Genomic DNA, 23683 nt, shown 5'->3' with positions numbered 1-23683 from the left:
GAAAACGGATAATCGCATATGACAATCATTGACCAAGTTTTGCCGCATCGGCAGATCGACCTGGCCGACCCGTTTCTGCTGATCGCCTCGCTCGCTTCGCGCGGAGCAGACAAGGGGTTGCTGGACGAAGCGATGCCCTATGCTCTCCGGGCCAACCGGACGCGTGACGACCTACCGGCGCACCTGTGCGGTGTTCTGCATTTGCGCGTGCTTGAGCATATGGCCCAGCCCGATGTACCGCCGCTGCTTCCGGCCGATCCGAAATGGCGCCGCATCATCGATTTTGCAACTGGCGTGGCCGTGCCGGATGAGTATGTCGACATGCTGATGGAGGAGTCGGCCCTATGGCCGCGACGGCACTATCAGCCCGACCTGTCGCCCGCGATCGGCAATGGCGCGCCCCATGTGGCCATCATTGGCGCCGGCCTGTCGGGCATCGGTGTGGCGGTCTATTTGAAGAAGGCTGGCATACCCTTCACGATCTACGAAAAGAACGAGGGGCCTGGCGGGACCTGGTACGACAACCGCTATCCCGGCTGTGGCGTCGACACGTCGAGCCATATCTACAGCTATTCCTTTGCCCTCAACCCGCAATGGAAGCGATATTTCAGCAAGCAGCCCGAGTTGCTGACCTATATCGAGGACTGCATCGATCGGTTCGACCTGCGACCGCACATCCGGTTCGGCTCGGCGGTTTCCGCGGCGAGCTATGATGCGGCGCGCCGCGGCTGGCGACTGACCATCGACAGCGGCTCTGGCAAGATGGTTGACGAAGACGCAGATATTGTCGTCAGCGCGCTGGGTCAGCTTAACGTCCCCTCGCTCCCGGACATCAAGGGGCTGGACAGCTTTGCCGGCGATGTCGCCCATACAGCGCGATGGCCATCCGACCTCGCTGTCGAGAACAAGCGCATCGCTATTATCGGCTCCGGCGCATCCGCGGTCCAGGCTGGCCCTACCTTGGCGCCGTCGGTTTCCAAGCTCACCGTCTTCCAGCGGTCGCCCCAATGGCTGTCGTCCCGTCCGCTGTATCACCAGCCGGTCAAGGAAGGCGACGGCTGGGCCTATGCCAACGTGCCGGACTACCTCAAATGGTACAGGCTGACGCTGTTCTGGCAGTTCGGAGACCGACTTTATCCTGCGTTGATGATGGAGGCCGGCCCGAACGGCCTGCGCCCGTCGCCGCAGAATGATGGGCTGCGCGAGTTGTTTACCGCCTACATCAAGGACAAGCTCGCGGATCGCCCCGACCTGCTCGAAAAATCGCTCCCGGACTATCCTCCGATGGCCAAGCGCATACCAATCGATTTCGGCTGGTATGAAATGCTGAAGCGCGACAACGTCGAACTGGTCGACGAGGGGGTGAGCCACATCGAGCCGGACGCCGTAGTAACCACCAGCGGCACCCGCCACCCGGTTGATGTCATCGTGCTTGCAACCGGTTTCAAGGCGACCCGGATGCTCCACAACGTGCCAATTAGCGGTCGGGACGGCCTCGACCTGCAGACAGCCTGGGCCGGCGACGACCCACACGCCTATCTCGGCCTGACGGTGCCCGGCTTTCCCAATTTCTTCGTCATGTATGGTCCGAACACAAATCTCGGCCATGGCGGCAGCGTCATCTTCCAGATCGAGTGCCAGGCGCGATACATCGCTTCGGCCATCAGCCATCTGGCCTTGAGCAAATCCCGCGAAATAGAGGTCCGCCGCGAGGTCTGCGATGCATATAATGGGGAGCTCGACGCGCTGTTGACACGCACGGTCTGGAGTGCGCCCGGCGTAAACAACTGGTTCAAGAACAGCCGTGGCAGGATCGCGACGAATTCACCCTGGCGGCTGGTCGACTACTGGCAGCGTACCCGCCGCTTCGATCCCGCCGACTACAAGATGGCGTGAAGGGGCTTGCAGCCGCTACTGGCCCCGCCCGGCTTTGCCGGGTGGGCCTGCGGCCTCCGCAAGGAACGGCTCCATCCCCGCTGGCCGCCGGTTGCCGTGGCAAGAAATCCCGCGGCTTTGGCCGGGCGGCGACGGGCCTCCCTCAGGTCTGGATCGCGAAGGGATCGCGCTCGTCGTCCGAATAGTTGATCATGACGTTCTTCGACGTCAGGAATTCCATCAGGCCTTCTTCGCCGCGCTCCCGTCCGAAGCCGCTGTCCTTGACGCCGCCGAACGGCATCTGCGCCGCGACGGCACGGTAGGTGTTGATCCAGACCAGACCGCTGCGCATCGCGCGCGAGACCCGCATGGCGCGGTTGATGTCCCGCGTCCAGATGCCGGACGCCAATCCGAAGCTGGTTCCGTTGGCGATCGCGATCGCCTCATCCTCGCTGTCGAAGGGGATGATCGCCAGCACGGGGCCGAATATTTCCTCCTGCGCCAGCCGCATGTCGTTGCTGACCTCGGCAAAGACAGTCGGCTCTATGAAAAGGCCGTCTTCGAGACCATCGCCCGTGGCACGGCCGCCGCCTGTCATCAATGAGGCGCCCTCTGACTTCGCCGACGCAATATACTCGATGATCCGGTTGAACTGCGGCTCATTGGCCACCGTTCCCATCTCGGTTTCCTGCTTCAGTGGATTGCCGAGTTGGATGCCGGGCGCCCGCTTGACGATATTCGACACGACTTCATCGTAGACGGAGCGCTGCACCAAAAGTCGCGATCCGGCGATGCAGGTCTGGCCGGTTGCGCCGAAAATGCCGGCAAAGGCGCCCGTGCAGGCCTTGTTCAGGTCGGCGTCGGCAAATATGATGTTGGGCGACTTTCCGCCGAGCTCGAGGATGACGGGAGTGAGCGTTCGTCCCGCCGCGGCGGCCACCAGCCGCCCCGCCGTTCCGCTGCCGGTGAAGCTGATCTTGTCCAGACCTTTGGCGTTGGCCAATGCATCTCCCGTCCTGGCGTCTCCCGTCACGACGTTGAAGACACCCGCCGGGAACCCCGCTTCTTCAACCAGCCTGCACAATTCCAGCGTTGTGACCGAGGCGTGTTCGGAAGGCTTCACCACAACGCAATTGCCGGCCGCCAGGGCGGCGGCCGCCTTGTTGCCAAGCATCGCCATTGGCGAATTCCAGGCGATGATCAGTCCGACGACGCCCAGCGACTCGCGGGTCGCATAGTCGAAGACATCGCCGCGATCCAGCGGAATGACCTTGCCCCAGAGTTTGTCGGCATATCCCGCGTAGAAGCGCAGCACGCGCGCCAGGTAGCGGGCCTGGCCCGTGGTTTCGCGGATGACCTTGCCGTTGTCGGTGGTCTCCAGAATCCCGATGCGATCGGCCGAAGCCTCGACGAGGTCGGCGAGCTTGAACAGAAGCTTCGCCCGTTCCAGGCCGCTTGTGGCGCGCCAGCTGGTCTCGTAGGCGCTGCGCGCGGCGGCAATCGCGCTTTCCACATCCGATGCATCCGCCTGCGAGATCATTGCCCAGGGCTGGCGCGTGAACGGGTTGAAGGTTGGAAACCGCTCCCCGGCCCCGCAGGGGGCCCATCGGCCGCCAATGTAGAGATCGTAGCTGGGCAACCGTTCGGCGTTTTCCATTGATGATCCTCTGACGTCCTGACTGTGGCCGGAAACGATCTTTGTCCCGCACGTGCCGCCGCATTATGGTTCGGCGCCTGCAGACCGGACAAGAACGTCTGGCGAGCCCTTATAATCCGCGGTTATGCAACGGCACCGGCTGGAGGCCGCGGGTTCCCACCGGCTCGGTCCTGCGGCCCCTGGAGGCACGAATCCATGACCCTGTTTCCATAGCAGGATGAGCAATCGATATGACTGGCATCTTCGACAGGCCATGCCGCGCCTGTAAGGTCGGGCACCATCTGGAGCCACGCCATGATCCCCACCTCTCCCCATCCCGCTGCCATCGTTACCGGCGCCGCGCGCGGGATCGGGCGCGCGACGATGAACCGCCTGCTCGCAGCAGGGTGGTCCGTGGTCGCTGTCGACCGCGAACCGGTCGTCGGGATCGACGCGGCGACAGAAGATCGCGTGCTTGCCGTCCAGTGCGACCTGGCGGATCCCTCCATGCCGTCGGAGGTGGTCGCAAAGGCCGTCGGGCATTTCGGCGGTCTCGGGCTCCTCGTCAACAATGCCGGGATCTCCGGCGCGAAATCCGTGGCCGAGACGGACGACGGCAACCTGGCGCAAATCATGGACGTCAACTTCACCGCCGCCTTCCGGTTAACGCGCGAGGCCCTGCGGGTCATGCAGCCGGGATCGATCATCGTGCAGGTGGCTTCTGTCCTGTGCATCAGGGCCACGCCCGGCACGTCGGCATACACCGCCAGCAAGGCTGCGCTGGCCGGACTGACCCGGCAGGTGGCGGCGGAGTATGGCCCGCGCGGCATCCGGTGCAACGCGGTCGCCCCCGGATTGATTGAAACCGATCTGACCGCCGAAAAACTGAAGTCGGATGCCGGCCACAGGCGCATCTGGAAGGATGGAACCCCGTGGCCCCGCCTCGGCCGGCCCGACGATGTCGCGGCGGCCATCGCGTTCCTGGCATCCGCGGACGCGGGCTTCATCAATGGACACATCCTGGTGGTTGACGGGGGCTGGAGCGCGGGAGCGACGGCCGCTTAGTATCCGCTGTGCTTTCTTTGGGAGAATTTGCCTTGGACAGGAACAAAAGGTTGGACGGTCGGCTGATCGTCATCACAGGTGCGGCCGGCGGGATTGGCGCGGAGGTCGCCAGGCAGGCGTGCCAAGAAGGTGCCAGGATCATCGTCAGCGACGTGCGCGAGAGCGACGGCCAAGCCCTTGCGTCCGAACTGGGCTCCAGGGCACGATTTGTGCGCCATGACGTGACCAGCGAGGATGAATGGAGCAGCCTCGCCGAAACCTGCATTGCCGAGGGTGGGGTGCACGGCTTGGTCAACAATGCCGGCATCTACGATCCGCGTCTCATCGAAGACACCGACGCAGCATTCTTCGACCGCAACATGCGCATCAACCAGCTCGGCACCTTCCTGGGAATACGCTTCGTTCAGAAGGCCGCCGCGCCCGCCGGCGCATCGATCGTCAATGCGTCTTCCCTGGCGGGCCTGCGTGGCACCAAGGGCATCGCCTACACGGCGACCAAGTGGGCCGTTCGCGGCATGACCAAGACGGCGGCGGTCGAGCTTGCGCCGCGCAACATCAGGGCCAACTCCATTCATCCGGCCTTCATCGACACGCCGATGCTCGCAGCGATGTCGCGCGAACATTTCGAGGCTCGCGCCAAGAGCATTCCGCTGGGCCGCGCTGGCACAGCCGACGATGTCGCAAGTCTTGTGCTTTTTCTTCTCTCCGATGAAAGCGCCTTCATCACCGGCGCCGAGGTGGCTATCGACGGGGGGCTGTCGGCCTGACCGGGATCAAGCCCAGCGGCGGCCGTAGGTCATCCCCGCCTGGAGCAATTCCAGGAAAAGTTTGGAACGGTTTTTCGTCCGGAATCGCGTCAAAACAAGGAGATAGAGCAATCCGCCGTTTCCGTTGATCGGTGAATTGCTCTAGCCGATCGAGCTCGCCTTCGCACCGTCATTCGCGTCGAGCCTTTCCGTTCTGTGTATTTCCGCCCTGCCCGCCAATTCGTTGAGCATGAATGGCATGATGCCGCCGCTGCGTACGTAATCGAGTTCGGCCAGCGTATCGATACGAAGCAGAAGGGGCACCTCCATGCGCTCGCCGCCGACACGCCGGATGATCAGGGTGAGCGGCTGCCTCAGACCGACATCGTCGGTGAGGCCAACTATATCGAAGCTCTCGGAGCCGGTGAGCGCAAGGTCGGCAAGGCGGATGCCATCCGCCAACTGGCAGGGCAGCACCCCCATCCCCACCAGATTGCTGCGGTGGATTCGTTCGAACCCTTCGGCAATCACGGCGGCCACGCCGAGCAGCCTGGTAACCTTTGCCGCCCAGTCTCGCGCGCTACCGGTACCATACTCCTGCCCGGCGAAGACAAGGAGGGGAACATTCTCCTCACGGTAGCGGAGCGCGGCCTCGTAGATGGTCGTCTGGACACCGTCCGGCTGGTGAACCGTCATGCCGCCTTCGACGCCCGGAACCATGAGATTGCGCAGACGCTGGTTTGAGAAACCACCTCGAATCATCACTTCGTGGTTCATGCGGCGCGCGCCGAAATTGTTGAAATCGGCCGACGATACCTGCAGGTCGCCGAGATAGGCAGCCGCCGGCGTCCGCAGGCGGATGCTTCCTATCGGACTTATGTGATCGGTCGTGACCGAGTCGCCCAATATGGCCAAGGCTCGCGCTCCTCGGACCGGCGCCAGTGACGAAACGGCAAACGCCTCATCCAGGAAAGGCGGCTCCTTCAGATAGGTGGAGCTTGCGTCCCAAGGATAGAGTTCGCCTTCGACCTGGGGGATCGCTCGCCAGTCGGGGTCCTCGCCGGCAAAGTCGTGCGAGTACTCCTCACGGTAGAATTCCGGGTTGGACGCAAGTGCGTGCGCCCGTGCCAGTTCCGCGGAGGTGGGCCATATATCTTTCAGGTAGACCGGCTTGCCGCGCGTATCGAAGCCCAGGGGCTCGTTGGCAAAATCGATGTCCACTCGCCCGGCTAGCGCAAACGCCACGACAAGAGGCGGGCTTGCCAGGAACGCGGCACGCACGGACGGATGGATCCGCGCCTCGAAATTGCGGTTTCCCGACAGGACCGCGCAAGCGACAAGGTCGCTCTCGGCGATCTCGCTCTCGATCGCGGGTTCAATAGGACCCGAGGCCCCGACGCATGTCGCGCAGCTGTAACCGGCGACAGAGAAGCCTAGCGCATCGAGCGACGGCTGCAGTTCGGCTGCCTCCAGATACCGGCTGACGACCTTCGAGCCCGGGGTGAGCGAAGTCTTCACCCAGGATCTTGATGTCAAACCCCGCTCGACCGCCTTCCTCGCCAGAAGGCCCGCCGCCAGCATGACGCCCGGATTGGAGGTGTTCGTGCAGGATGTGATGGCCGCAATGACGACGTCGCCATCGCGAAGCCGGCGAGGTTCGGCTGCGGGGCTGGCCGCCGTCGTGCCGCCGGCCGCCTTGCCATAGCCGCCGTCGCTCACGGAAGCCGTGAGCGTCTCCGCAAACTGCACCTTGAGATTTTCCAGAGGAATCCTGTCCTGGGGCCGTTTCGGACCGGCGACGCTCGTCTCCACCGCCGAAAGGTCGAGTTCGATCGTCCGCGAATAGTCCAGGTCGCCGAGGCGCGGCGCGCCGAACAGGCCTTGCGCCCGGTAGATGGCCTCGGTCTGCCGGACCCGCTCCTCGGACCGGCCCGTCTGGCGAAGATAGGCGCAGGTTTGTTCGTCGACGGGGAAATAGCCGATGGTCGCGCCATATTCGACGGCCATGTTTGCCACCGTCGCCCTATCGGGAACGCCGAGGCTGGCAAGGCCCGCGCCAAAGAATTCCACGAAGGCCCCGACCACCTTGGCCTTGCGGAGCATCTCCGTGACGTGAAGCACGAGGTCGGTCGCGGTGACGCCGGGACGCATCGCGCCGGTGACGTGAACACCGACCACGTCGGGCGTCGCAAGGAAAATGGGCTGGCCCAGCATCGCGGCCTGCACCTCGATCCCGCCGACGCCCCAGCCAACCGTGCCGAGGCCCGCGATCATGCAAGTGTGGGAGTCGGAACCCACGAGTGTATCGGGAAAGCAGACGCCGTCCTTGACCAGGTAGCCTGGCGCCAGCAATTCGAGGTTCAGCTGGTGCAGGATCCCCGACCCCGGCGGGAACAGCCTGATGCCGCCATAGGCCTGTATTGCCCACTTCACGAACCGGTAGCGTTCCGCGTTTCGGCTGATGTCGAGGGCGGTGTTGAGCCGCAATGCATCGGGCCGTGCATGATAATCCACGGTAAGCGTGTGATCCAGCGCCATATCGACCGGCACCTGCGGACGTATGGCGTCCGGCGGGAGGCCGCGTTCCGCCATCGCGCCGCGTATCGCCGTGAGATCACCGAGCACCGGGATTCCCGCCGCGCAATTGAGCACGACCCTGCCGATCGTGAATGGGATTTCTTCCGTGCGCTTGCCGTTGGGCAGCCAGCGGGCGAGCCCCATGACATGCTGTGGCAGGACCTTTCTGCCATCACAGTTGCGCAGCACCGATTCCAATACGACACGAAGTGAAACAGGCAGCCGCGACACCGACCCGCCGACCATTTCGGCAAGCGCCGGCAGCGAGAAATAGTCGAGCCTCTGGCCCTCGCCCATGTCGATCTGGCGTCTGGTCGACCGATGCAGCGCTTCGGTCTCTTCCATCGTGTTCATGCGGGCTTTCCGATGAGTTGGCGAACAGAGGCAAGGCTCTCCAGGCTATTCACGCGCTCGGTCAGCGCGGTGGCCTGCTCGTCGGACAATTTGTCTTTCGTCAGCAGCCGGAACTTCTGCCGGCTTTCCTCCTGTGTCGACGGGTCCTCGGGTGTGCCGCGGCAATCCAGGACCATCCCCTCGACGCCGACGGCGCCCCTGACCAGCGAGACGCTTGCGCCGTATTTGAGGGGATAAACCGCTTCGATGCGCGGATCGACAAACACCTCGACGCGCCTTGCCAGGGCGCGTATCGATTCGCGGTTTACGGCCTCCACGGAGTAGCCCGCAGGATCGCGCGGGTCACCGGTGAGGGCGAGCGCGGCGCAATAGGGGATGCTGTACTGTGCGCCCATCGTATCGACGGGTGCGGGCTCGCTGTTGTTCTGGACTGCATATCGGCTGACGCCGACGCGAACGGACTTCACATCGCGGGGGTCCAGTGGTTCCGGTCCGCGCAGGTCGAGCAGCAGTTGGACAGCCGACTGGATCCACCCGCAGATCGGAAACACCTTGAACCATGTCTTCTCGATGGCCCAGTCCGATCCAAGGTCCCGGCTGAGCCTCTCGGGCGCGGCGGTCGCGCCGCCGAACACCTCGACCAGGCCGAAGCGGCTGTCCAGGGCTTCCGGCGGTCCCAGGAAGCCTCTCCCGGCGAGTTGGCTCGTCCGTACGCCCGCCTCGGCGGCGCGCCCCAGATGAAGGCGCTTGACCATGCCGCCCCCCTTTCCCACCGCGAAGCTCTTTATGCCGGCGGCTGCCGAGCAGCTCAGGCCGATCGACGATCGCAGCTGTTCCGGCGACAGGCCCATGACGATGCCCGTGGCTGCGGCACAGGCAGGCGGCGCTGCCAGGCTGGTCACATGGAACCCCTTGCGCGAAGGCTCAGCGCCCAGCGCAAGCCCAACACGGTGCATGACCTCGTAGCCGGCGACGATCGCCTCGATCAGGCGCGCGCCACTCGCGTCGACGGCCTCGGCCGCGGCCAGCGCCGCGGGAATGACAGCCGCGCCTGGATGCACGACGGATTCGGCGATGAGATCGTCGAGTTCGAACCCGTGGATCGCGGTGCCGTTGCACATCGCGGCGGCCGGGGCGGCGAGGTGTTCGGGCCGGCCGATCAGCGAGCTGACGCCGCTGGACCCCTCCGAGAGCATTTCTTCGGCAAGGATGCGCGACCAAGGCTGTGCGGAACCGAAATTGCCGCACGCCAGCGCCTCGAGCAGACAGATGCGCGCCTTCTCGACGACGGCTTCCGGCAAGCGCGCAAGCGAAATGTCGCTCACAAAGTCAATGAGTTCGTGGGCGTGATTTTGTCGGGTCATCTGTCTGGCAGCCATTCAATCAGCGTCCACGCCGAGGATGCCGGACGAACATCCCCTGTGTGGGTAACAGGTGAAGCCGCCCGGCCCCCGCCTCGGGAGAGGATCAATAATACGCTCGCTCCGCTCCGAGCAGGTTCTCGCGGAATCGGTCCTTCAGATGGGCGCCGTCACGCACCCGGATAGACATCGGATAGCGTTGCGTATCGACCTTGATGGCCACGAAAAAGGGGCCTTCCTCGTTGAACAGCCTGGGCACGATGGACGTCAGTTCCCCTTCGGTGCGCACGGTCTCCGTCGAGGCAAAGCCGCAGGCTTTCGCCACCGCAGCGAGGTCCACCCCGCGACCGGTATGGGTCGCCTGCATTCCAGTCTCGCTGTAATGTTCGTTGTCGATGACGGCAATGGCGAGGTTTCGGGGGCGCTGCGCGCCGATCGTCGCCAGGGCGCCGATGCCCATGAGCATCTCTCCGTCCCCCGTCATCACCAGAATGCGCCGGTGCGGCTGGGCGATGGCGAGGCCCAGACCCATCATCGCGGCCGCGCCCATGCTGCCCCAGAGGCAGAAGGTGTTTGGATGATCGACCGTGCCCGCGTCATATGTCGTCGATCCGAGCCCGGTAACCATAAGGGCGTCGCCGCGCTGCGCAACGATCGTCCTCATCACGTCGCGCCGGTCGAGTGTAGCGCTCGATTGTCCATTCATGGTCATTTGCTCCAGTCCTTGAAGCCGAGAAGGCGCTGGCTCAGCAGCACGGCCACCTGGCAGTTCGACGAGAAGGCGAGTTGCGCTCCGGCATAGACGATGTCGCCAACCTCGTGCGCGAACGTGGCGCGCTGCACGTAGACGCCAACGTCCTGCAACACCCGTTCGGTGTTCTGCCCCATCGGCAACTGCCAGGGATTGAATTCGCCCCACTCGCCCCGCATCGTCACGATCATCAGCAGCGGCATGCGGCAATGAATCGGCAAGCTCAGCATGTTGATGCAGTTGCCGACACCGGAAGACTGCATCAACAGGGCGCCACGATCTCCCCCGAGCCAAGACCCACCAAGCATGGCCACGCCTTCTTCCTCGGTTGTCAGGGAAACCGTGGTCATGTCGCCATCGCCTTGGCAACTCAAGATCAGCTCCTTGTGGCCCGCGTCCGGCACGAAGGCCACCTGCTTCACATCCGCGCGCTTCAGCGCTTCGTATATGTCTCCCGGCCACTGCCGAGGGCTGGATTCTTGTGTCACATTCACTCCCTTAGTCTATGCTGGCAGCGTGCCGCGCTACGGAAAGCTATGAATAGCGAGGCGGTCACCGACAACACCGTATTTCCGCTACTAGTATTCGGGACGGTCATAGTCCGTGAGGACATTGCGCCGGTTCCTCTCCGGTCCGCCACGCAATCGGGAGATGCACCGGCGTGGCCTGATCGATGGCATGGCAGCCAGTTTGCATTCTCGAAAATGCGGCGCTACGCGACCTGCCCCTCGGGGCGGCCGGACCCGTCGTTCAGGACGAAGCGGGCGAATTCCGTGTGGTCGGCATGCTGGCCGGTCCAGGATTGCGCGGCCTGCCAGAGATCGAGGCAGGAGTGACCAAGCCTTGCCTCGACGCCGCATGCGTCGGCGACGTCCATCGCCAGCTTCAGATCCTTGACCATCAGATCGAGCGAAAAACCGGAATTGTAGGCGCTGTTGAGAACATACTGCTTGAACTTGTTCTCGGTGCTGTTGTTGCGTCCGGTCGATGCGTTGAACACGTCGATCAGCGTCTCCTCCTCGACGCCAAACCGCCTCGCCACCAGCAACGCCTCGGCGGCGGCGGCCAGTCCGGCGGCGGAAACATAGTTGTTGAGGACCTTGACCGCGTGTCCCGATCCCAGAGGACCGACATGAAAGCGCTTGCCCATCGCCGCCAGGATGGGATCGATGTCACCAGCGACCTCTTGCGACCCGCCGACCATGATCGCCAACGTCCCAGCCACCGCGCCCTTGACGCCGCCCGAAACAGGTGCGTCCAGCATGTCGATGCCCTCAGCGGCGAGTTCGACGCCCAGCTCGCGCGTCCCGGTCGGCGCCGAGGAACTCATGTCGATGATGACGCCGCCATGCGGGAGGCCAGGCAGCAGGCTGTCGCCACCCTCGCCGAGCACCACCTTGCGGACGATCTTCCCGTCGGGCAGCATCAGGATCACGACGCTGGAACTCGCGGCGAGTTCGGCAAGCGAGGGCGCGCATTGACATCCACAGAGGGAGGCGAGGGCCGCGGCCCTGTCCTTGTCGGTGTCATGAAGCATGACGCGCCAGCCGGCCTTGACGAGATTGACAACCATGGGCTGTCCCATATTGCCGACACCGACAAATCCGACGGTGGTGTTGCTGCTGGTCCTCATCTTCGCCCTCATCCGTTGATTGCCGTAAGCCCCAATGGATGGACACGGCGTTTTCGCTGGCCACGCACGCCGCCCCTTGTCGGCGTGCCGTGAAACTCCTCGGCAGGCATCGGCGCGTGGTCGCCGCGGCTGCCGGCACTGCGCCATTGCAAGGTCGTCGCGAGTTGCTGCGACGCCTTTGGCTTGGTCCTTCAACTTCCCAGATAGGCCTTCGCTATGGCTGGATCGTCCGCCATCTCGGCAGTCGTGCCATGCTTCACGATGGAGCCCGTCTCGATGACGTAGCAGCGGTGGCCATATTTCAGCGCAAGTCCGACATTTTGCTCCACGACCAGCATCGAAACGCCGCTCTTGTTGATGCCGCTGATGATCTCGAACAGATCCTGCGTGATCAGCGGCGCCAGCCCAAGCGAGGGTTCGTCCAGCATCAACAGCCTGGGTTTGGCCATCAATCCCCTCCCAACCGCCAGCATCTGCTGCTCCCCGCCCGACAGCGACCAGCCATAGGACCCGATGCGCGCCTGCAGGCGCGGGAAATACTCAAGCGTCTCCTCGATTCCCTGCCTGATGCTTGCCCCGGAGCGACCGACCGCATGCCCGCCAACCTGCAGGTTTTCCAGCACGGTCATGGACGGGAAGATGCGCCGCCCTTCCGGCACGTGGACAATGCCCAGGCGCACGACATCCTCGGGCTGGCGCCCATCGATGCGGCTTCCCTCGAAGGAGATCGCGCCCTGCCGGCGAACCACGCCGGAAATGGCCCGCAACAGCGTGCTCTTACCCGCTCCGTTCGCCCCGACCAGCACGACGATTTCGCCAGCGTTCACCTGCAGCGACACATCGTGCAGGGACTGCATGGGACCGTAAAATGCCGATACGGCGTCAAGCTCCAGCATCGGGATCATTTCGAACTTCCAGCGCCCAGATACGCCTTGATCACATCCGGATCCGATTGCACGTTCGCCGTCGAGCCCGTGACGATGAGTTTCCCGAAATTGACGGCCGATACGGTTCGCGACACGGACATGAGCAACCGCATGTCGTGCTCCACCAGGAGAACGGTGGACCCGAACACGTCGCACATGCGCGTCAGCAGGTGGCCGAGATTCTTCTTCTCGCTGCTGTTGAGTCCCGCGGCTGGCTCGTCGAGAAGCATCAGCTTGGCGCCGCTGGCAAGCACGCGCGCGATTTCGACAAGACGCTGGTGGCCGTAGGGCAGATTGCGGTGGAATTCGTCGGCGAACGTTTCAATCCCCATGAAGCGCAGGGCCTCTCTTGCCCGGTCCGTGGTTTCCTTGACCTCGCGACGGACCAGCGGGCTGTTGAGGACGATGCCCATCAGCGAGCCATGCTGCTGGGTCACCCGGCCCATCATGACGTTCTGCAGCACTGTCAGCGTCGGGAACAGGCGGATATTCTGGAATGTCCTGCCGACGCCCACCCGCGCCCTCTGGTTGGGTTTCAGTCCGGTAATCTCGGCGCCGCTTAGGGCGATCGACCCTTCGGTCGGTCGATAGATGCCGCTTATCAGGTTGAGCACCGTCGATTTTCCCGAGCCGTTCGGCCCGATCAGACCATGCACGCCGCCGCTTTCGACGTCGATCGTGAGCGACTCGACCGCCGTGAGGCCACCGAACCGCTTGGTCAGGTTCTTGATCGCCAGCAGGGTCATGGGCGGGCGGCCTCCACGGGCTCGATGACGGCGGTTCGGGGCGCCAGGAGCTTGCGAAAGAAAGAAATCTGCTCCAGCCGGCCCACGATCCCATAAGGCGCGAGCCACAATGTCAGCAGCAGAAGGACGCCGTAGAATGTCGGGTACCAGTCCTGCAGGCTGCGCAGCGCCTCCGGCAGGAAGGTCAGGAGCAAGGCGCCTATGATCACGCCCACGATCGATCGCTTGCCCCCGATCACCACCATGGCGAGCACCAGTACGGTGATGTCGAAGGTGAAATAGTCGGGACTGATAAAGCCGACAAAATGGGCGGAGAGCGCACCGCCATAGCCGGCCAGCGCGGCGGAGATCACGAAGGCCAGGATCTTTGTGTAGGTTAGATCGATGCCGACGACGCTTGCCGCGAGCTCGTCGTCACGCACGGCCTCGAAGCTGTGCCCGACACGGCTTCGCCGCAGGCGATCGAGCGCGAACACGACGACAGCGATGGATAGCAGGCAGATGAGGAGGTAGACCGTTCGATTGCCGGGATTGATGGTCACGCCGAACCATTCGACGGGGGACGGCATGGCCACCGCCAATCCCGTAAGACCGCCTGTCAGACCTTCGAAATTGATCAGCATCTGGCGCAGAACCTCGCCGAAGGCGATGGTCACGAGCACGAGATAGTGGCTCTTCAGCCGCAGGGTCGGGATTCCCAGCAGCGCGCCGGCAAGAGCGGCGGCCGCCGTTCCCGCAAGGACGGAGGCGGGGATTGGCCAGCCATAAGTGGATGAAAGGATCCCGCTGGTGTAGGCGCCGATGGCCATGAAGGCCGCATGGGCGAGCGACAGGATCCCGGTCAGGCCAAAAATGACGTAGAAGCCGAGGCACAACAGGATGTTGATGGACGCGAAGATCAGGATGGAGCCGGTGTAGGCCGACAGGCCGAGCAGGTTCACCAGTCCGCAGATCAGGAATGCCAGGGCGACGAGCTGCAGCAGCCTCATGCCTTGTCTCCGACCCGCTCGGCGAACATGCCGCTTGGGCGCACGATGAGGAACAGCATCAGGACGCCGAACGCGACGGGGTCCTTGAAGGATGCCGTAAAGAAATGCGTCGCAAAGATCTCGACCAGGCCGACCAGGATGCCGCCGAGCAAAGCGCCGGGAATGCTGCCCCATCCGCCGATGATGGTCGCGATGAACGCCTTGAGTCCGGCCATGAAACCGACGTTGAGGTCGACAAGGAAGAGCGGAGCCACCACAACGCCGGCGACGCCGCCAATGGTCAGCGACATGGCGAACGCCATGGTGGCGATGCTCCCCACCTTGACGCCAAGCAGCCGGGCCGTGTCACGGTCCTGCGCCGTGGCCCGCATCAGCCGGCCCAGACCCGTCCTGTAGAGGAAATAGTACAGGGTGCCGACCAGAAGCACGGTCATCGCCAGGATCAGCAGATGCTGCGGATTGATGATCACGCCGTCGACTTCGAAGATCTTCTGCTGGAACGGCTCGTAGTAAGACCTGGCCTCGGGACCCCATATGTGCTGGGCGACATTGCGAATGATGAGCGCTGCGGCGAGTGTTCCAATGAGGTGCGTGGCGAAATCGCCGCCACGCAGCGGCTGGTAGATGATCTTGTCGAAGACAATCCCCAGAACGGCGAACACCATGACTGTGCAGATGAGCACCGCCCAATAGGGCATTCCCAGCGTCACGCCGAAGGTCAGCCCGACAAATCCGCCGAGCATCAGGAACTCGCCTTGGGCGAAGTTCACCACGTTGACCGCGTTGATGATCAGGACGAAGCCCAGGGCCACCAGTCCGTAGATCGCCCCGATGGCCAGACCTTGGACAACGAGCTGCAGATAAATGGGATCCATGGTCACTTTTCACGATTCGATGGCATCGGGATAGCGGAAGGGCCAGGGCCCCTCCGCCGACAAACCATATGCTACTTGGCGTTCACAGGCTTCATTACGCCGTTGGTCCACTCGACCACGGTGCCGCCATGAAGGCCGTCGCCTTTTTCATCGAATGAGTAGGTTCCCACGATGCCCTTGTACTCCTTCGTGGCGAGGATCGCGTCGCGAATCTTGCCATGGTCGAGATCGCCCACGCTGGCGATCGCCTTCATCGCGATCATGGCTCCATCGTAGTTTTCCGCGGAGGTGTAGGAGACGACGGCGCTGGCATTGCTGGCCTTGAGGCGCTTGGCCCAATCATCCGATTCGGGCGTCAGTCCGGGAACCCAGGGGGCGACCGTGACGACTCCTTCGCCACCGGCCTTGGCAAGCTGATAATACTCGTCCACTGCGCAGGAATTGCTGCAAATGACCTTGGTGGTAGGCAGGAACTGGCGCAGCTGATTGGTGATCAGCCCCGCATCGGCCGGCAGCGAACTCCAGACCACAATTGCATCGGGGCTGGCTGATTTCAGTCTGAGCAGCTGCGCGCTGAAATCCTTGTCGCCGAAATTGAACGTTTCGACCGCGTCGAATTTGAAGCCGGCCTTCTTGAATGCTTCGTAACCGGTCTTGCCCCACTCATCATTGGCATAGAGGATGGCGGCTTTCTTGGGCGCGATCTCCTTGGACGCGTAGTCGATCAGCGACTGGATCATCGTGTCGATGCGCGGCGCGGCCCGGAAAATCCAGCCGCCCCCGGTTTCCGGCTCCGTGACCTTGGCTCCTTGCGCGGTGGTGAAAACCGGGATTTCGCTCCGCTTTATGTTGGGAGCCAATGTAAGCATGAAAGTCGTGAGCGTCGGTCCGACGATGACAGCCGGCTCCATCGAAACCAGTTTGTTGAAGGCGTTGACCGATCCGCCGGGCTGCGTTCTATCGTCTTCGATGAGCAGCTTGAATTTTGTACCGTTTATGCCGCCAGAGGCGTTTACCTCGTCGACCGCGAGCTTGACCCCGGCGGCAATCTGCTGCCCCGTGGCCGCGCCGGTGCCCGTCATCGCGGTTGCCACCCCAATAATGGCTTCCTTGTCCTCTGCAAGCGCGACGTGGGTCGCATTCGTTAGAAATACGCTCGCGCTCAGTGCCAATATCATTCGACGATTTATCATGCATTCCTCCCAAGAATGTTTTCTTTTAGGCAACTCGGACGCGCCGATGTCTTGCAACCCCCGAGCTTTGGCCTTGGCGATTCATCGGTGTGATCATTTGCCGACTTCGACGAGACTTGGTAGCTTGCCTCGGCCTAATTCATGAATGACTTTCTTTGACTGGTAGAATTCCCCGTCGGCATAGTGCGAACCACACGGCACGCCTTGCCACCATATCCCGCACCACCATCGAATGGGCCATCTGTCGTGACGAAACCACCGGTCATCGACGATCCTTGTACGGCACGCTGTCGTCATAGGGCGGATTTACCTCGCCGAATGGTGAGATCGAAGGCTCATAGCCGTAAGTCGTTACACGACTGCGCTCGAAGTATACTGTGAATCTGCGCCTGATCCGCCACCCGCTCGCAGTCCGCTTGTAGGCCACGTCATAATATCCTTGCGCTTCCGTCTTTTGGACCAGGGGGACCCGGCCGGTCTCGAAACCCCTGAACGTAAAATTGACCCGGGATAAGGCGCTGTCTCCATCTATCGATATTTCTGGAACCCCAAGCTGGTGAATGCAGCTCAACGGGTTGCTGTTGCAGAAATCCGTAAGGGCCTGCTTGCCCTGAACGAAATTCAACTCACCCATGCCCTCGAGTTGGCGTCCTTGGTAAATGCCGTCATCAGTAAACAGCGCCGCCCACTCAGCCCCGCGAACTCCGTCGTAAGCCGTGCTGTAGGCACCCTCGATCTGGAGAATAGCCAGCCTGTCTTCCACCTCCTGAAGGCGACGCGTGATTTCCGCCAGCAAGTTTGCCTCCTCGGTTCCCACGACATCCTCCCAGCTTGCGGTATGGCGGCTCGTCCATGGTTGGCTGACTGCGACCGTCTCTCTGTCAGGTCCCATCACGATGAATCTTGAATATGGCAAGGGCCGCTTCAGCTGAGCATTGTCCCCGTTCTCGTGCGAAAATCCAGAGTTCAACCCATTGTTGCCGGTGCAATATGGTCATGCTGCTATTCCCTGAATACGACCCAGGGAACACCGTGCTTCCCGGAAAATGGCAACGCATAACTATCGATTATGCACTGCCAACCAGAAGTTCCTGTTGTCCCCTGCAAGGGGACCTAACCTGGCTCGGCCAAATGGCGGCGTGTCAGCCGCGTGGGCTTGAACGATAGGCGATAATGGGACGCTTGGACGGTAAGGTCGGAATCATTACGGGCGCGGCTGGCGGCATAGGATCGGCGGCCGCCCGGCGTTTTGTCGAAGAAGGAGCCGAAGTTCTCCTCGTCGATCGCGACGAGGAAGGGCTTGCCCGGATCGCAAGAGATCTGGATCCAGCACGAGCGGCTTGTTTCGTAGCCGACGTCACCGATGAGGCCGATGTGAAGGCGTTCGTTTCAGACGCTGTCGCCCGCTTCGGTCGCGTGGATGTTGCTCTTCTGAATGCTGGCATCGAGGGTCACCTCGGACGCATATCAGAGCTCCCGGTCACGGTCTTCGACCAGGTCATGGCGGTGAATGTGCGAAGTGTCTGGCTGGGATTGGCGGCTCTCCTGCCGGCCATGCGAGCCAATGGCGGCAGCATTGTCATCACGTCATCCGTCGCAGGCTTGAAGGGATCCGCTCGACTGGCCGCTTACAGCGCCAGCAAACACGCGGTGCTAGGCTTGATGCGGTCCGCCGCATTGGAAGGCGCGCCAGACGGGATCCGCGTCAATGCAATCAATCCCGCGCAGACACGGACAAGGATGATGGAATCGATCGATGAATACCTCGACAATGAGGGAAGACAAGTCGATCGGATGGTTCGCATCCCGCTTGGACGGTACGCCGATCCCTCTGAAATTGCGTCCCTGATGCTGTTCCTCGTGAGCGACGAGAGCCGTTTCTGCACGGGTGCAACTTATCTGGTTGACGGTGGCACCACGAGTTGACGATGGTTCGTTCGCCTACTGCTACCGCGTCCCGACTTTGAACACGCCCCGATACAGCAAAGCCCGGACCGCGTAGCGACTAACCCCTTCCTGGTCGAGCGCGTCGACCCAATTCAGCCAAAGGGACCGGGCCTGCTGCCTGGGACCCTACGGTCAGGGCCGGTTCGTCAACTGGCCAATTTCCCCCGCCCGGGCCGCGACGAAACCTCACCTTTCGAATTCGTGGCGGCACTGCCATTGTGCGGCGCGGAAAATCTTTCTAGACAGGCGGCGCATCAAAGCCCGGCGTCCGGCTGGATCGACGGTACCCGCCTTGGGTCCGCGTTTGTGCCGTTGACCGAACCACGGCGCGCTTTGGGCGACATGCGTGAGGAGTGCCTATGCTTCGCGGACTGTATGACTGGACCCTGTCGCTGTCGGCGCGCAAATCCGCCGAATGGTGGCTGGCCTTCATCGCATTCGTCGAAAGCTCCGTCTTCCTGGTGCCGGCCGACGTGCTCTATCTGCCGATGGCCCTGTCGCGGCCCGATCGCGCCTATCGCTATGCGCTGGTCGCCACCGTGGCTTCGGTGCTGGGCGGCATCGCCGGCTGGTTCATCGGCCACTACGCTTATGATGCCGTGGCGCGGCCGATCCTGCAATTCTATGGCAAGTATGACGAGTTCGAGCAGTTGCGGACCTCGGCCGGAGTAGGCATCGAGCTGATCGTCCTGATGCTGATCACATCGGGCGCCGCGCATCTGCCGCCGATCAAGGTGGTGACCATCCTGTCAGGCGCGCTTGGCGTCAATCTGCTGCTGTTCATCGTGCTGGCCATCGTGGCGCGCGGCGGCCGTTTCCTGCTGCTGGCCTGGCTGCTGCGCCGCTATGGCGAACCGATCCGCGAGTTCGTCGAAAGGCGCCTTGGCCTGATCGCGGGCGCCGCCGCGGCTGCCCTGATTTTGCTCTATATCCTCGTCAAATACGCGCTCTAGTCCACCGCCCCAGGCGCCCTCCAGGGGGTGGGGCAGCGGGCCGGCGACGGTTCAACAAGCGGAAGACCAATGACAGCGACCATGAATGCCGACACCGGACGCCAGCGGACGCGCACAGCCCTGTTTCTGGCGGTCGCTATGGCCGCCACCGTCGGGTCCGCGCTCGCCTTCCAGTACATTGGCGGCTACATCCCCTGCCACCTCTGCCTGATCCAGCGCACGCCCTACTATGTCGGCGTACCGCTGATGGTGCTGGCGGTGATCGCCTCGACGCTGCGTGCCCCGTCGTGGCTGACGCGCGGCCTGCTGGCCCTCGGCGGCCTGCTGATGCTCTACGGCCTCTATCTCGGCGTCTACCACTCCGGCGTCGAATGGCAGTGGTGGGCGGGCCCGACCGACTGCACGGCGGGCGCCGGTCCTGTCGACACCGGCGGCAAGGGCGTGCTCGACGCGCTCGACAAATACGTGCCGCCCTCCTGCGACAAGGCCGCCTTGCGCATCCTCGGCCTGTCGCTCGCCGGCTGGAACGCCATTGCCAGCCTGGTGCTCGCGGCCGTCGCCTTCCGCGGCGCGCTGTCGCGGGACTGATCAAGTCCGATTGAGCCTCACGGCGCGGGGTTCGGGCAAATTCGGCAGGCAGGGTCGCAGGACGGCTTCGAGTCCGAGCCAAGGTCGACCCCCACTCCGTCGAGCTTCGCTCGACACCTCTCCCCCGATCGACGGGGGAGAGGAAAGGCGCGAGCCGGCTATAGCCAGCGCTCTTCCAGCAAGCTCCTTTCCTCTCCCTCCGGAGGGGGGAGACGTGGCGCTGCGAAGCAGCGACGGAGTGGGGGAAGCCGGTCGTTAAACGCGATGGCGCTGATAAGTGAGCGCGGCTGGCTGCGTCAGGCGGCCGGCATGGCGAATTTTCGGAACTCTACGGTTCGAGTTCGACATCCCAGTAGAGATAATCCATCCAGCTCTCATGCAGATGGTTGGGCGGGAACAGACGGCCGTTATTGTGCAGGTCGTGCACTGTCGGCTGGTAGGGTTTCTGCAGCGGCCACATCTTGGCATGCGCGGGCATCATGCCGCCCTTCCTGAGGTTGCAGGGCGAACAGGCGGCGACGACATTCTCCCATGTCGTGGCGCCGCCGCGATGGCGTGGGATGACGTGGTCGAAGGTCAGATCCTCCGGCGTGCCGCAATATTGGCACTGGAAGCGGTCGCGCAGGAAGACGTTGAATCGGGTGAAGGCCGGGTGCCGCGACGGCTTCACATAGGCCTTCAGGCTGACGACGCTGGGCAGCCGCATCGAGAAGGTCGGCGAGGACACCGCGTGCTCGTATTCGGCCACGATGTTGACCCGGTCGAGGAACACCGCCTTGATGGCGTCCTGCCAGGACCAGAGCGACAGGGGGTAGTAGCTGAGCGGACGGTAATCCGCGTTCAGCACCAGTGCAGGAAGCCCATCCGGAGATACGGCGACCGTCACGTGTTGACCTCCTTGGTTCCAGACCCGAACGGCGGGGATACTGTAAGCCTGACATGACAGGGATGTGAAGCGGATTGTCGTGTCGCCGGAGCCTCAAAAACGCATGATTTTCATGCCTTTTTGAAGATTCAGGCGGGTGGCGCGGCGTCCCTGCCCCGGGTTTCGCGATAATAGGACCAGAAAAGCCGCGACGCGACACCGCGCCATGGGCTCCATGATTCGGCCAGGGCGATCAGCGTTTTCTCCGGCGGACGCGGATCGATGCCGAGCGCGTGACCGACGGCGCTCTGCAAGGCGACGTCTCGGGCGGGAAAGATATCGGGGTGGCCGGCGGCGAACAGAAGGTAGACTTGCGCCGTCCAGGGGCCGATGCCGGGCACCGCCGTCATCGCCGTGATCGCCTCCTCGGCGTCCAGCGAGCAGAGGTGATCGAGGTCGAGACCGTCGGCCACCGCCTGGGCAACCGCGATCAGCCCGCGCTGCTTCGGCCGCGACAGGCCGGCCTCGCGGAACATGTCTTCGCCGGCGGCAAGGATCGCCCCTGGCGTCAGCGGATCGACCAGTCTGCTCAGCCGGCCGAAGATTGCGTCGGCGCTGGCGCGGGACACTTGCTGCGAGACGATGATGGAGGCCAGGCTCCGGAAGCCGGGCTCGGAAAGCCGCAGCGGCACGTCGCTGGCCATGCCGCGCACCTTTTCCAGGCGCGGATCGATGACGCAGAGCGCGTCCAGCCCTCGCGCGATGTCTTCCAGTGTGGCGATGCGCCGCATGATATCCTTGTCTGCCAATGTGCGGCAAACTAGCAACCGCCAGAACCGCAGCACAACCCGATTGCCGCCCGAGACATGACGCTCCTGACATTTCGCTTCGCGCCAAGCCCCAATGGCGAACTGCATCTCGGCCACGCCTACTCGGCGCTGCTCAACCAGAAACTTGCCAAGGCCAGCGGTGGCCGTCTGCTGCTGCGCATCGAGGATATCGACACGGCGCGCTGCACGCCGCACTTCGAGGCCGCCATGCTTGCCGACCTGAAATGGCTCGGGCTCGGCTGGGAAGAACCGGTGCGCCGCCAGTCCGAGCATTTCCCCGAGTACGAGGCGGTGCTTGACCGATTGATCCGCGAGGAGCTCGTCTATCCCGCTTTCATGAGCCGGGGCGAGATTCGCGCCTTCATCGCCGACAGCGAACGGCGCGGGCGCGACTGGCCGCGCGACCCCGACGGCGTGCCGCTCTATCCCCCGGCCGACAAGGCGCTGCCGATGCAGGAACGCAGGCGACGGATCGCCGAAAACGCGCCCTTTGCCTGGCGGCTGGATGTCGGCGCGGCCATGGCGCGGCTCGGCAACGAACTCTCCTGGGCGGAATTCACCGACGAGACGCTGTCCACCACCCGCTCCGTTGAAGCCCGCCCTTTGGACTGGGGCGACGTGATCGTGGCGCGCCGCGACATCCCGACCAGCTACCACCTCGCCGTCGTCATGGATGATGCCCTGCAGGGCGTCAGCCATGTCGTGCGCGGCCAAGACTTGTTTTCCGCCACAGGCGTGCAGCGCCTGCTGCAGGAATTGCTTGACTTGCCGCCGCCCGCCTATTTCCATCATCGTCTCATTCTCGGTCCGGATGGGCGAAAGCTTTCGAAGAGCTTCGGCGACACCGGCCTTGCCGCCCTGCGCGCTGCCGGCGCTTCGCCTGATGACGTCAGGCGGATGGTCGGGCTCTGAAGTGAACAAAGCGCCGTGAAACGCGTTGGGCTCGAGGGCCTTTGAATTCCCGTGAACCATGGTTCAACGGTTTCGTTTTGCGCAGCGGGGTGAACGGGACTAGAGCATCGCCACGATCAACTCTCCCCGGCGCGGCGGTTTCCTGAAAATGCACGGCATCAAGCGGTTCATCCCCGCCATCTTCGTCGTCCTGTGGGCAACCGGCTTCATCGGCGCGCGCTACGCCATGCCATGGGTGGAACCGTTCACCTTCCTCGCCGCCCGTTTCGTGCTGGCCGCGATCCTGCTGGCGCTGCTGATGCTGGTGCTGGGCTCGAAACGGGCCACCCGCGAGGAAGCGCTGCATGCCGCTGGCGCCGGCGTCCTGATGCATGGCGTCTATCTCGGCGCCGTGTTCTGGGCCATCCATCGCGGCATGCCGGCAGGATTTTCAGCCCTCATCGTCGGCCTGCAGCCGCTGATCACGGCGGTGCTCGCCGGCAAGCTCCTTGGCGAGGCGATCTTGCCGCGCCATTGGCTCGGCCTTGGCATCGGCCTCGTCGGCATCGTCACCGTGCTATGGCCGAAGCTCGGCGCGCTCGGCGGCGGCGTGACGGCGGCGACGCTCGCCGCGTCCTTGATTTCTGTGCTCGGCATGAGCGCCGGCACCATCTGGCAGAAACGCTTCGCCTCCGGCGGCGACCTCGTCGCGGCGACCATGTGGCAATATGTCGGCGGCGCCGCGCTGATGATCCTGGCCGCGCTCGCCTTCGAGACGCATGCCGTCGTCATCAACGGCGAGCTGATCTTCGCCACGGCCTGGCTCGTCCTGGTGCTGTCGCTCGGCGCCATCTTCCTGCTGATGGTGATGATCCGCGACGG

At 63.4% G+C, this 23683-nt stretch carries 22 protein-coding genes; 8 read left to right on the top strand and 14 right to left on the bottom strand.

Translation table 11 applies throughout. The annotated features are described in order from the left end of the window. Positions 1 to 18 precede the first annotated feature (18 nt). Positions 19 to 1896, top strand: coding sequence for a flavin-containing monooxygenase (locus WC739_RS12430; RefSeq protein WP_372953332.1), 1878 nt, complete (start codon positions 19 to 21; stop codon positions 1894 to 1896). Between the two features lie 142 nt (positions 1897 to 2038). On the opposite strand, the gene WC739_RS12425 is transcribed toward WC739_RS12430, so the two are convergent. Further along, positions 2039 to 3532 (bottom strand): aldehyde dehydrogenase, encoded by a 1494-nt coding sequence (locus WC739_RS12425; RefSeq protein ID WP_372953331.1) that lies wholly within the window; start codon positions 3530 to 3532, stop codon positions 2039 to 2041. 294 nt (positions 3533 to 3826) lie between these two features. On the opposite strand from WC739_RS12425, the gene WC739_RS12420 reads away from it, so the two are divergent. Both WC739_RS12420 and WC739_RS12415 read left to right on the top strand, forming a co-directional pair. Further along, the gene (locus WC739_RS12420; protein WP_372953330.1) at positions 3827 to 4576 is read left to right on the top strand and encodes an SDR family NAD(P)-dependent oxidoreductase; all 750 of its coding nucleotides are present in this window, start codon (positions 3827 to 3829) and stop codon (positions 4574 to 4576) included. A gap of 32 nt (positions 4577 to 4608) precedes the next feature. Further along, on the top strand, positions 4609 to 5343 hold the full coding sequence (locus WC739_RS12415) for an SDR family NAD(P)-dependent oxidoreductase (protein ID WP_372953329.1): 735 nt from the start codon (positions 4609 to 4611) through the stop codon (positions 5341 to 5343). Between the two features lie 141 nt (positions 5344 to 5484). Here WC739_RS12415 and acnA read toward each other — a convergent pair whose 3' ends face one another. From acnA to WC739_RS12360, 11 genes are all read right to left on the bottom strand, one after another. Further along, complete coding sequence (gene acnA, locus WC739_RS12410) at positions 5485 to 8253, bottom strand: aconitate hydratase AcnA (protein WP_372953328.1); 2769 nt, start codon at positions 8251 to 8253, stop codon at positions 5485 to 5487. Next, positions 8250 to 9617 carry an MmgE/PrpD family protein gene (locus tag WC739_RS12405; protein ID WP_372953338.1) on the bottom strand — a complete coding sequence of 456 codons (1368 nt, stop codon included), beginning with the start codon at positions 9615 to 9617 and terminating at the stop codon, positions 8250 to 8252. The genes acnA and WC739_RS12405 overlap by 4 nt, the downstream gene beginning before the upstream one ends. A 103-nt stretch (positions 9618 to 9720) precedes the next feature. Next, positions 9721 to 10326 (bottom strand): thiamine pyrophosphate-dependent enzyme, encoded by a 606-nt coding sequence (locus WC739_RS12400; RefSeq protein WP_372953327.1) that lies wholly within the window; start codon positions 10324 to 10326, stop codon positions 9721 to 9723. Continuing rightward, positions 10323 to 10787: a phosphonopyruvate decarboxylase gene (locus WC739_RS12395; protein ID WP_372953326.1), complete on the bottom strand. Its 465-nt coding sequence runs from the start codon at positions 10785 to 10787 to the stop codon at positions 10323 to 10325. The genes WC739_RS12400 and WC739_RS12395 overlap by 4 nt, the downstream gene beginning before the upstream one ends. A 290-nt stretch (positions 10788 to 11077) precedes the next feature. Further along, on the bottom strand, positions 11078 to 12010 hold the full coding sequence (locus WC739_RS12390) for an NAD(P)-dependent oxidoreductase (RefSeq protein ID WP_372953325.1): 933 nt from the start codon (positions 12008 to 12010) through the stop codon (positions 11078 to 11080). Positions 12011 to 12189: 179 nt separating this feature from the next. Beyond that, complete coding sequence (locus WC739_RS12385) at positions 12190 to 12903, bottom strand: ABC transporter ATP-binding protein (protein ID WP_372953324.1); 714 nt, start codon at positions 12901 to 12903, stop codon at positions 12190 to 12192. After that, on the bottom strand, positions 12900 to 13670 hold the full coding sequence (locus WC739_RS12380; protein ID WP_372953323.1) for an ABC transporter ATP-binding protein: 771 nt from the start codon (positions 13668 to 13670) through the stop codon (positions 12900 to 12902). Before WC739_RS12380 ends, WC739_RS12385 begins: the two co-directional genes overlap by 4 nt. Further along, positions 13667 to 14659 carry a branched-chain amino acid ABC transporter permease gene (locus WC739_RS12375; RefSeq protein ID WP_372953322.1) on the bottom strand — a complete coding sequence of 331 codons (993 nt, stop codon included), beginning with the start codon at positions 14657 to 14659 and terminating at the stop codon, positions 13667 to 13669. The genes WC739_RS12380 and WC739_RS12375 overlap by 4 nt, the downstream gene beginning before the upstream one ends. Further along, entirely contained in the window at positions 14656 to 15534 is an 879-nt protein-coding gene (locus WC739_RS12370) for a branched-chain amino acid ABC transporter permease (RefSeq protein WP_372953321.1), read from the bottom strand. The genes WC739_RS12375 and WC739_RS12370 overlap by 4 nt, the downstream gene beginning before the upstream one ends. 71 nt (positions 15535 to 15605) lie before the next feature. Beyond that, positions 15606 to 16712: an ABC transporter substrate-binding protein gene (locus tag WC739_RS12365; protein WP_372953320.1), complete on the bottom strand. Its 1107-nt coding sequence runs from the start codon at positions 16710 to 16712 to the stop codon at positions 15606 to 15608. A 277-nt stretch (positions 16713 to 16989) separates the two neighbouring features. Next, positions 16990 to 17523, bottom strand: coding sequence for a nuclear transport factor 2 family protein (locus WC739_RS12360; protein ID WP_372953319.1), 534 nt, complete (start codon positions 17521 to 17523; stop codon positions 16990 to 16992). Between the two features lie 377 nt (positions 17524 to 17900). Between WC739_RS12360 and WC739_RS12355 the strand changes: the two genes are divergently transcribed. The 3 genes from WC739_RS12355 to WC739_RS12345 all read left to right on the top strand — a co-directional run bounded on the left by WC739_RS12355 (position 17901) and on the right by WC739_RS12345 (position 20215). Next, positions 17901 to 18653: an SDR family NAD(P)-dependent oxidoreductase gene (locus WC739_RS12355; RefSeq protein WP_372953318.1), complete on the top strand. Its 753-nt coding sequence runs from the start codon at positions 17901 to 17903 to the stop codon at positions 18651 to 18653. A 380-nt stretch (positions 18654 to 19033) separates the two neighbouring features. Beyond that, positions 19034 to 19627, top strand: a complete 594-nt coding sequence (locus WC739_RS12350; RefSeq protein WP_372953317.1) for a YqaA family protein — start codon at positions 19034 to 19036, stop codon at positions 19625 to 19627. 69 nt (positions 19628 to 19696) lie between these two features. Next, complete coding sequence (locus WC739_RS12345) at positions 19697 to 20215, top strand: disulfide bond formation protein B (RefSeq protein ID WP_372953316.1); 519 nt, start codon at positions 19697 to 19699, stop codon at positions 20213 to 20215. 328 nt (positions 20216 to 20543) lie between these two features. Here WC739_RS12345 and WC739_RS12340 read toward each other — a convergent pair whose 3' ends face one another. Together WC739_RS12340 and WC739_RS12335 are read right to left on the bottom strand one after the other, a co-directional pair. Next, positions 20544 to 21101 carry an HNH endonuclease gene (locus WC739_RS12340; RefSeq protein ID WP_113192368.1) on the bottom strand — a complete coding sequence of 186 codons (558 nt, stop codon included), beginning with the start codon at positions 21099 to 21101 and terminating at the stop codon, positions 20544 to 20546. Between the two features lie 128 nt (positions 21102 to 21229). Continuing rightward, positions 21230 to 21871 carry a DNA-3-methyladenine glycosylase gene (locus WC739_RS12335; RefSeq protein WP_372953315.1) on the bottom strand — a complete coding sequence of 214 codons (642 nt, stop codon included), beginning with the start codon at positions 21869 to 21871 and terminating at the stop codon, positions 21230 to 21232. Positions 21872 to 21946: 75 nt separating this feature from the next. On the opposite strand from WC739_RS12335, the gene gluQRS reads away from it, so the two are divergent. Together gluQRS and WC739_RS12325 are read left to right on the top strand one after the other, a co-directional pair. After that, the gene (gene gluQRS, locus WC739_RS12330; protein ID WP_372953314.1) at positions 21947 to 22822 is read left to right on the top strand and encodes a tRNA glutamyl-Q(34) synthetase GluQRS; all 876 of its coding nucleotides are present in this window, start codon (positions 21947 to 21949) and stop codon (positions 22820 to 22822) included. A 148-nt stretch (positions 22823 to 22970) separates the two neighbouring features. Next, on the top strand, positions 22971 to 23683 hold a 713-nt coding region (locus WC739_RS12325; protein WP_372953313.1), incomplete at its 3' end, for a DMT family transporter.

The sequence above is a fragment of the Mesorhizobium sp. genome, assembly GCF_041661565.1.
GTDB lineage: Bacteria > Pseudomonadota > Alphaproteobacteria > Rhizobiales > Rhizobiaceae > Mesorhizobium.
The sequence above is the reverse complement of the archived record's forward strand: the minus strand, read 5'-3'. Positions and strand labels throughout refer to the sequence as shown.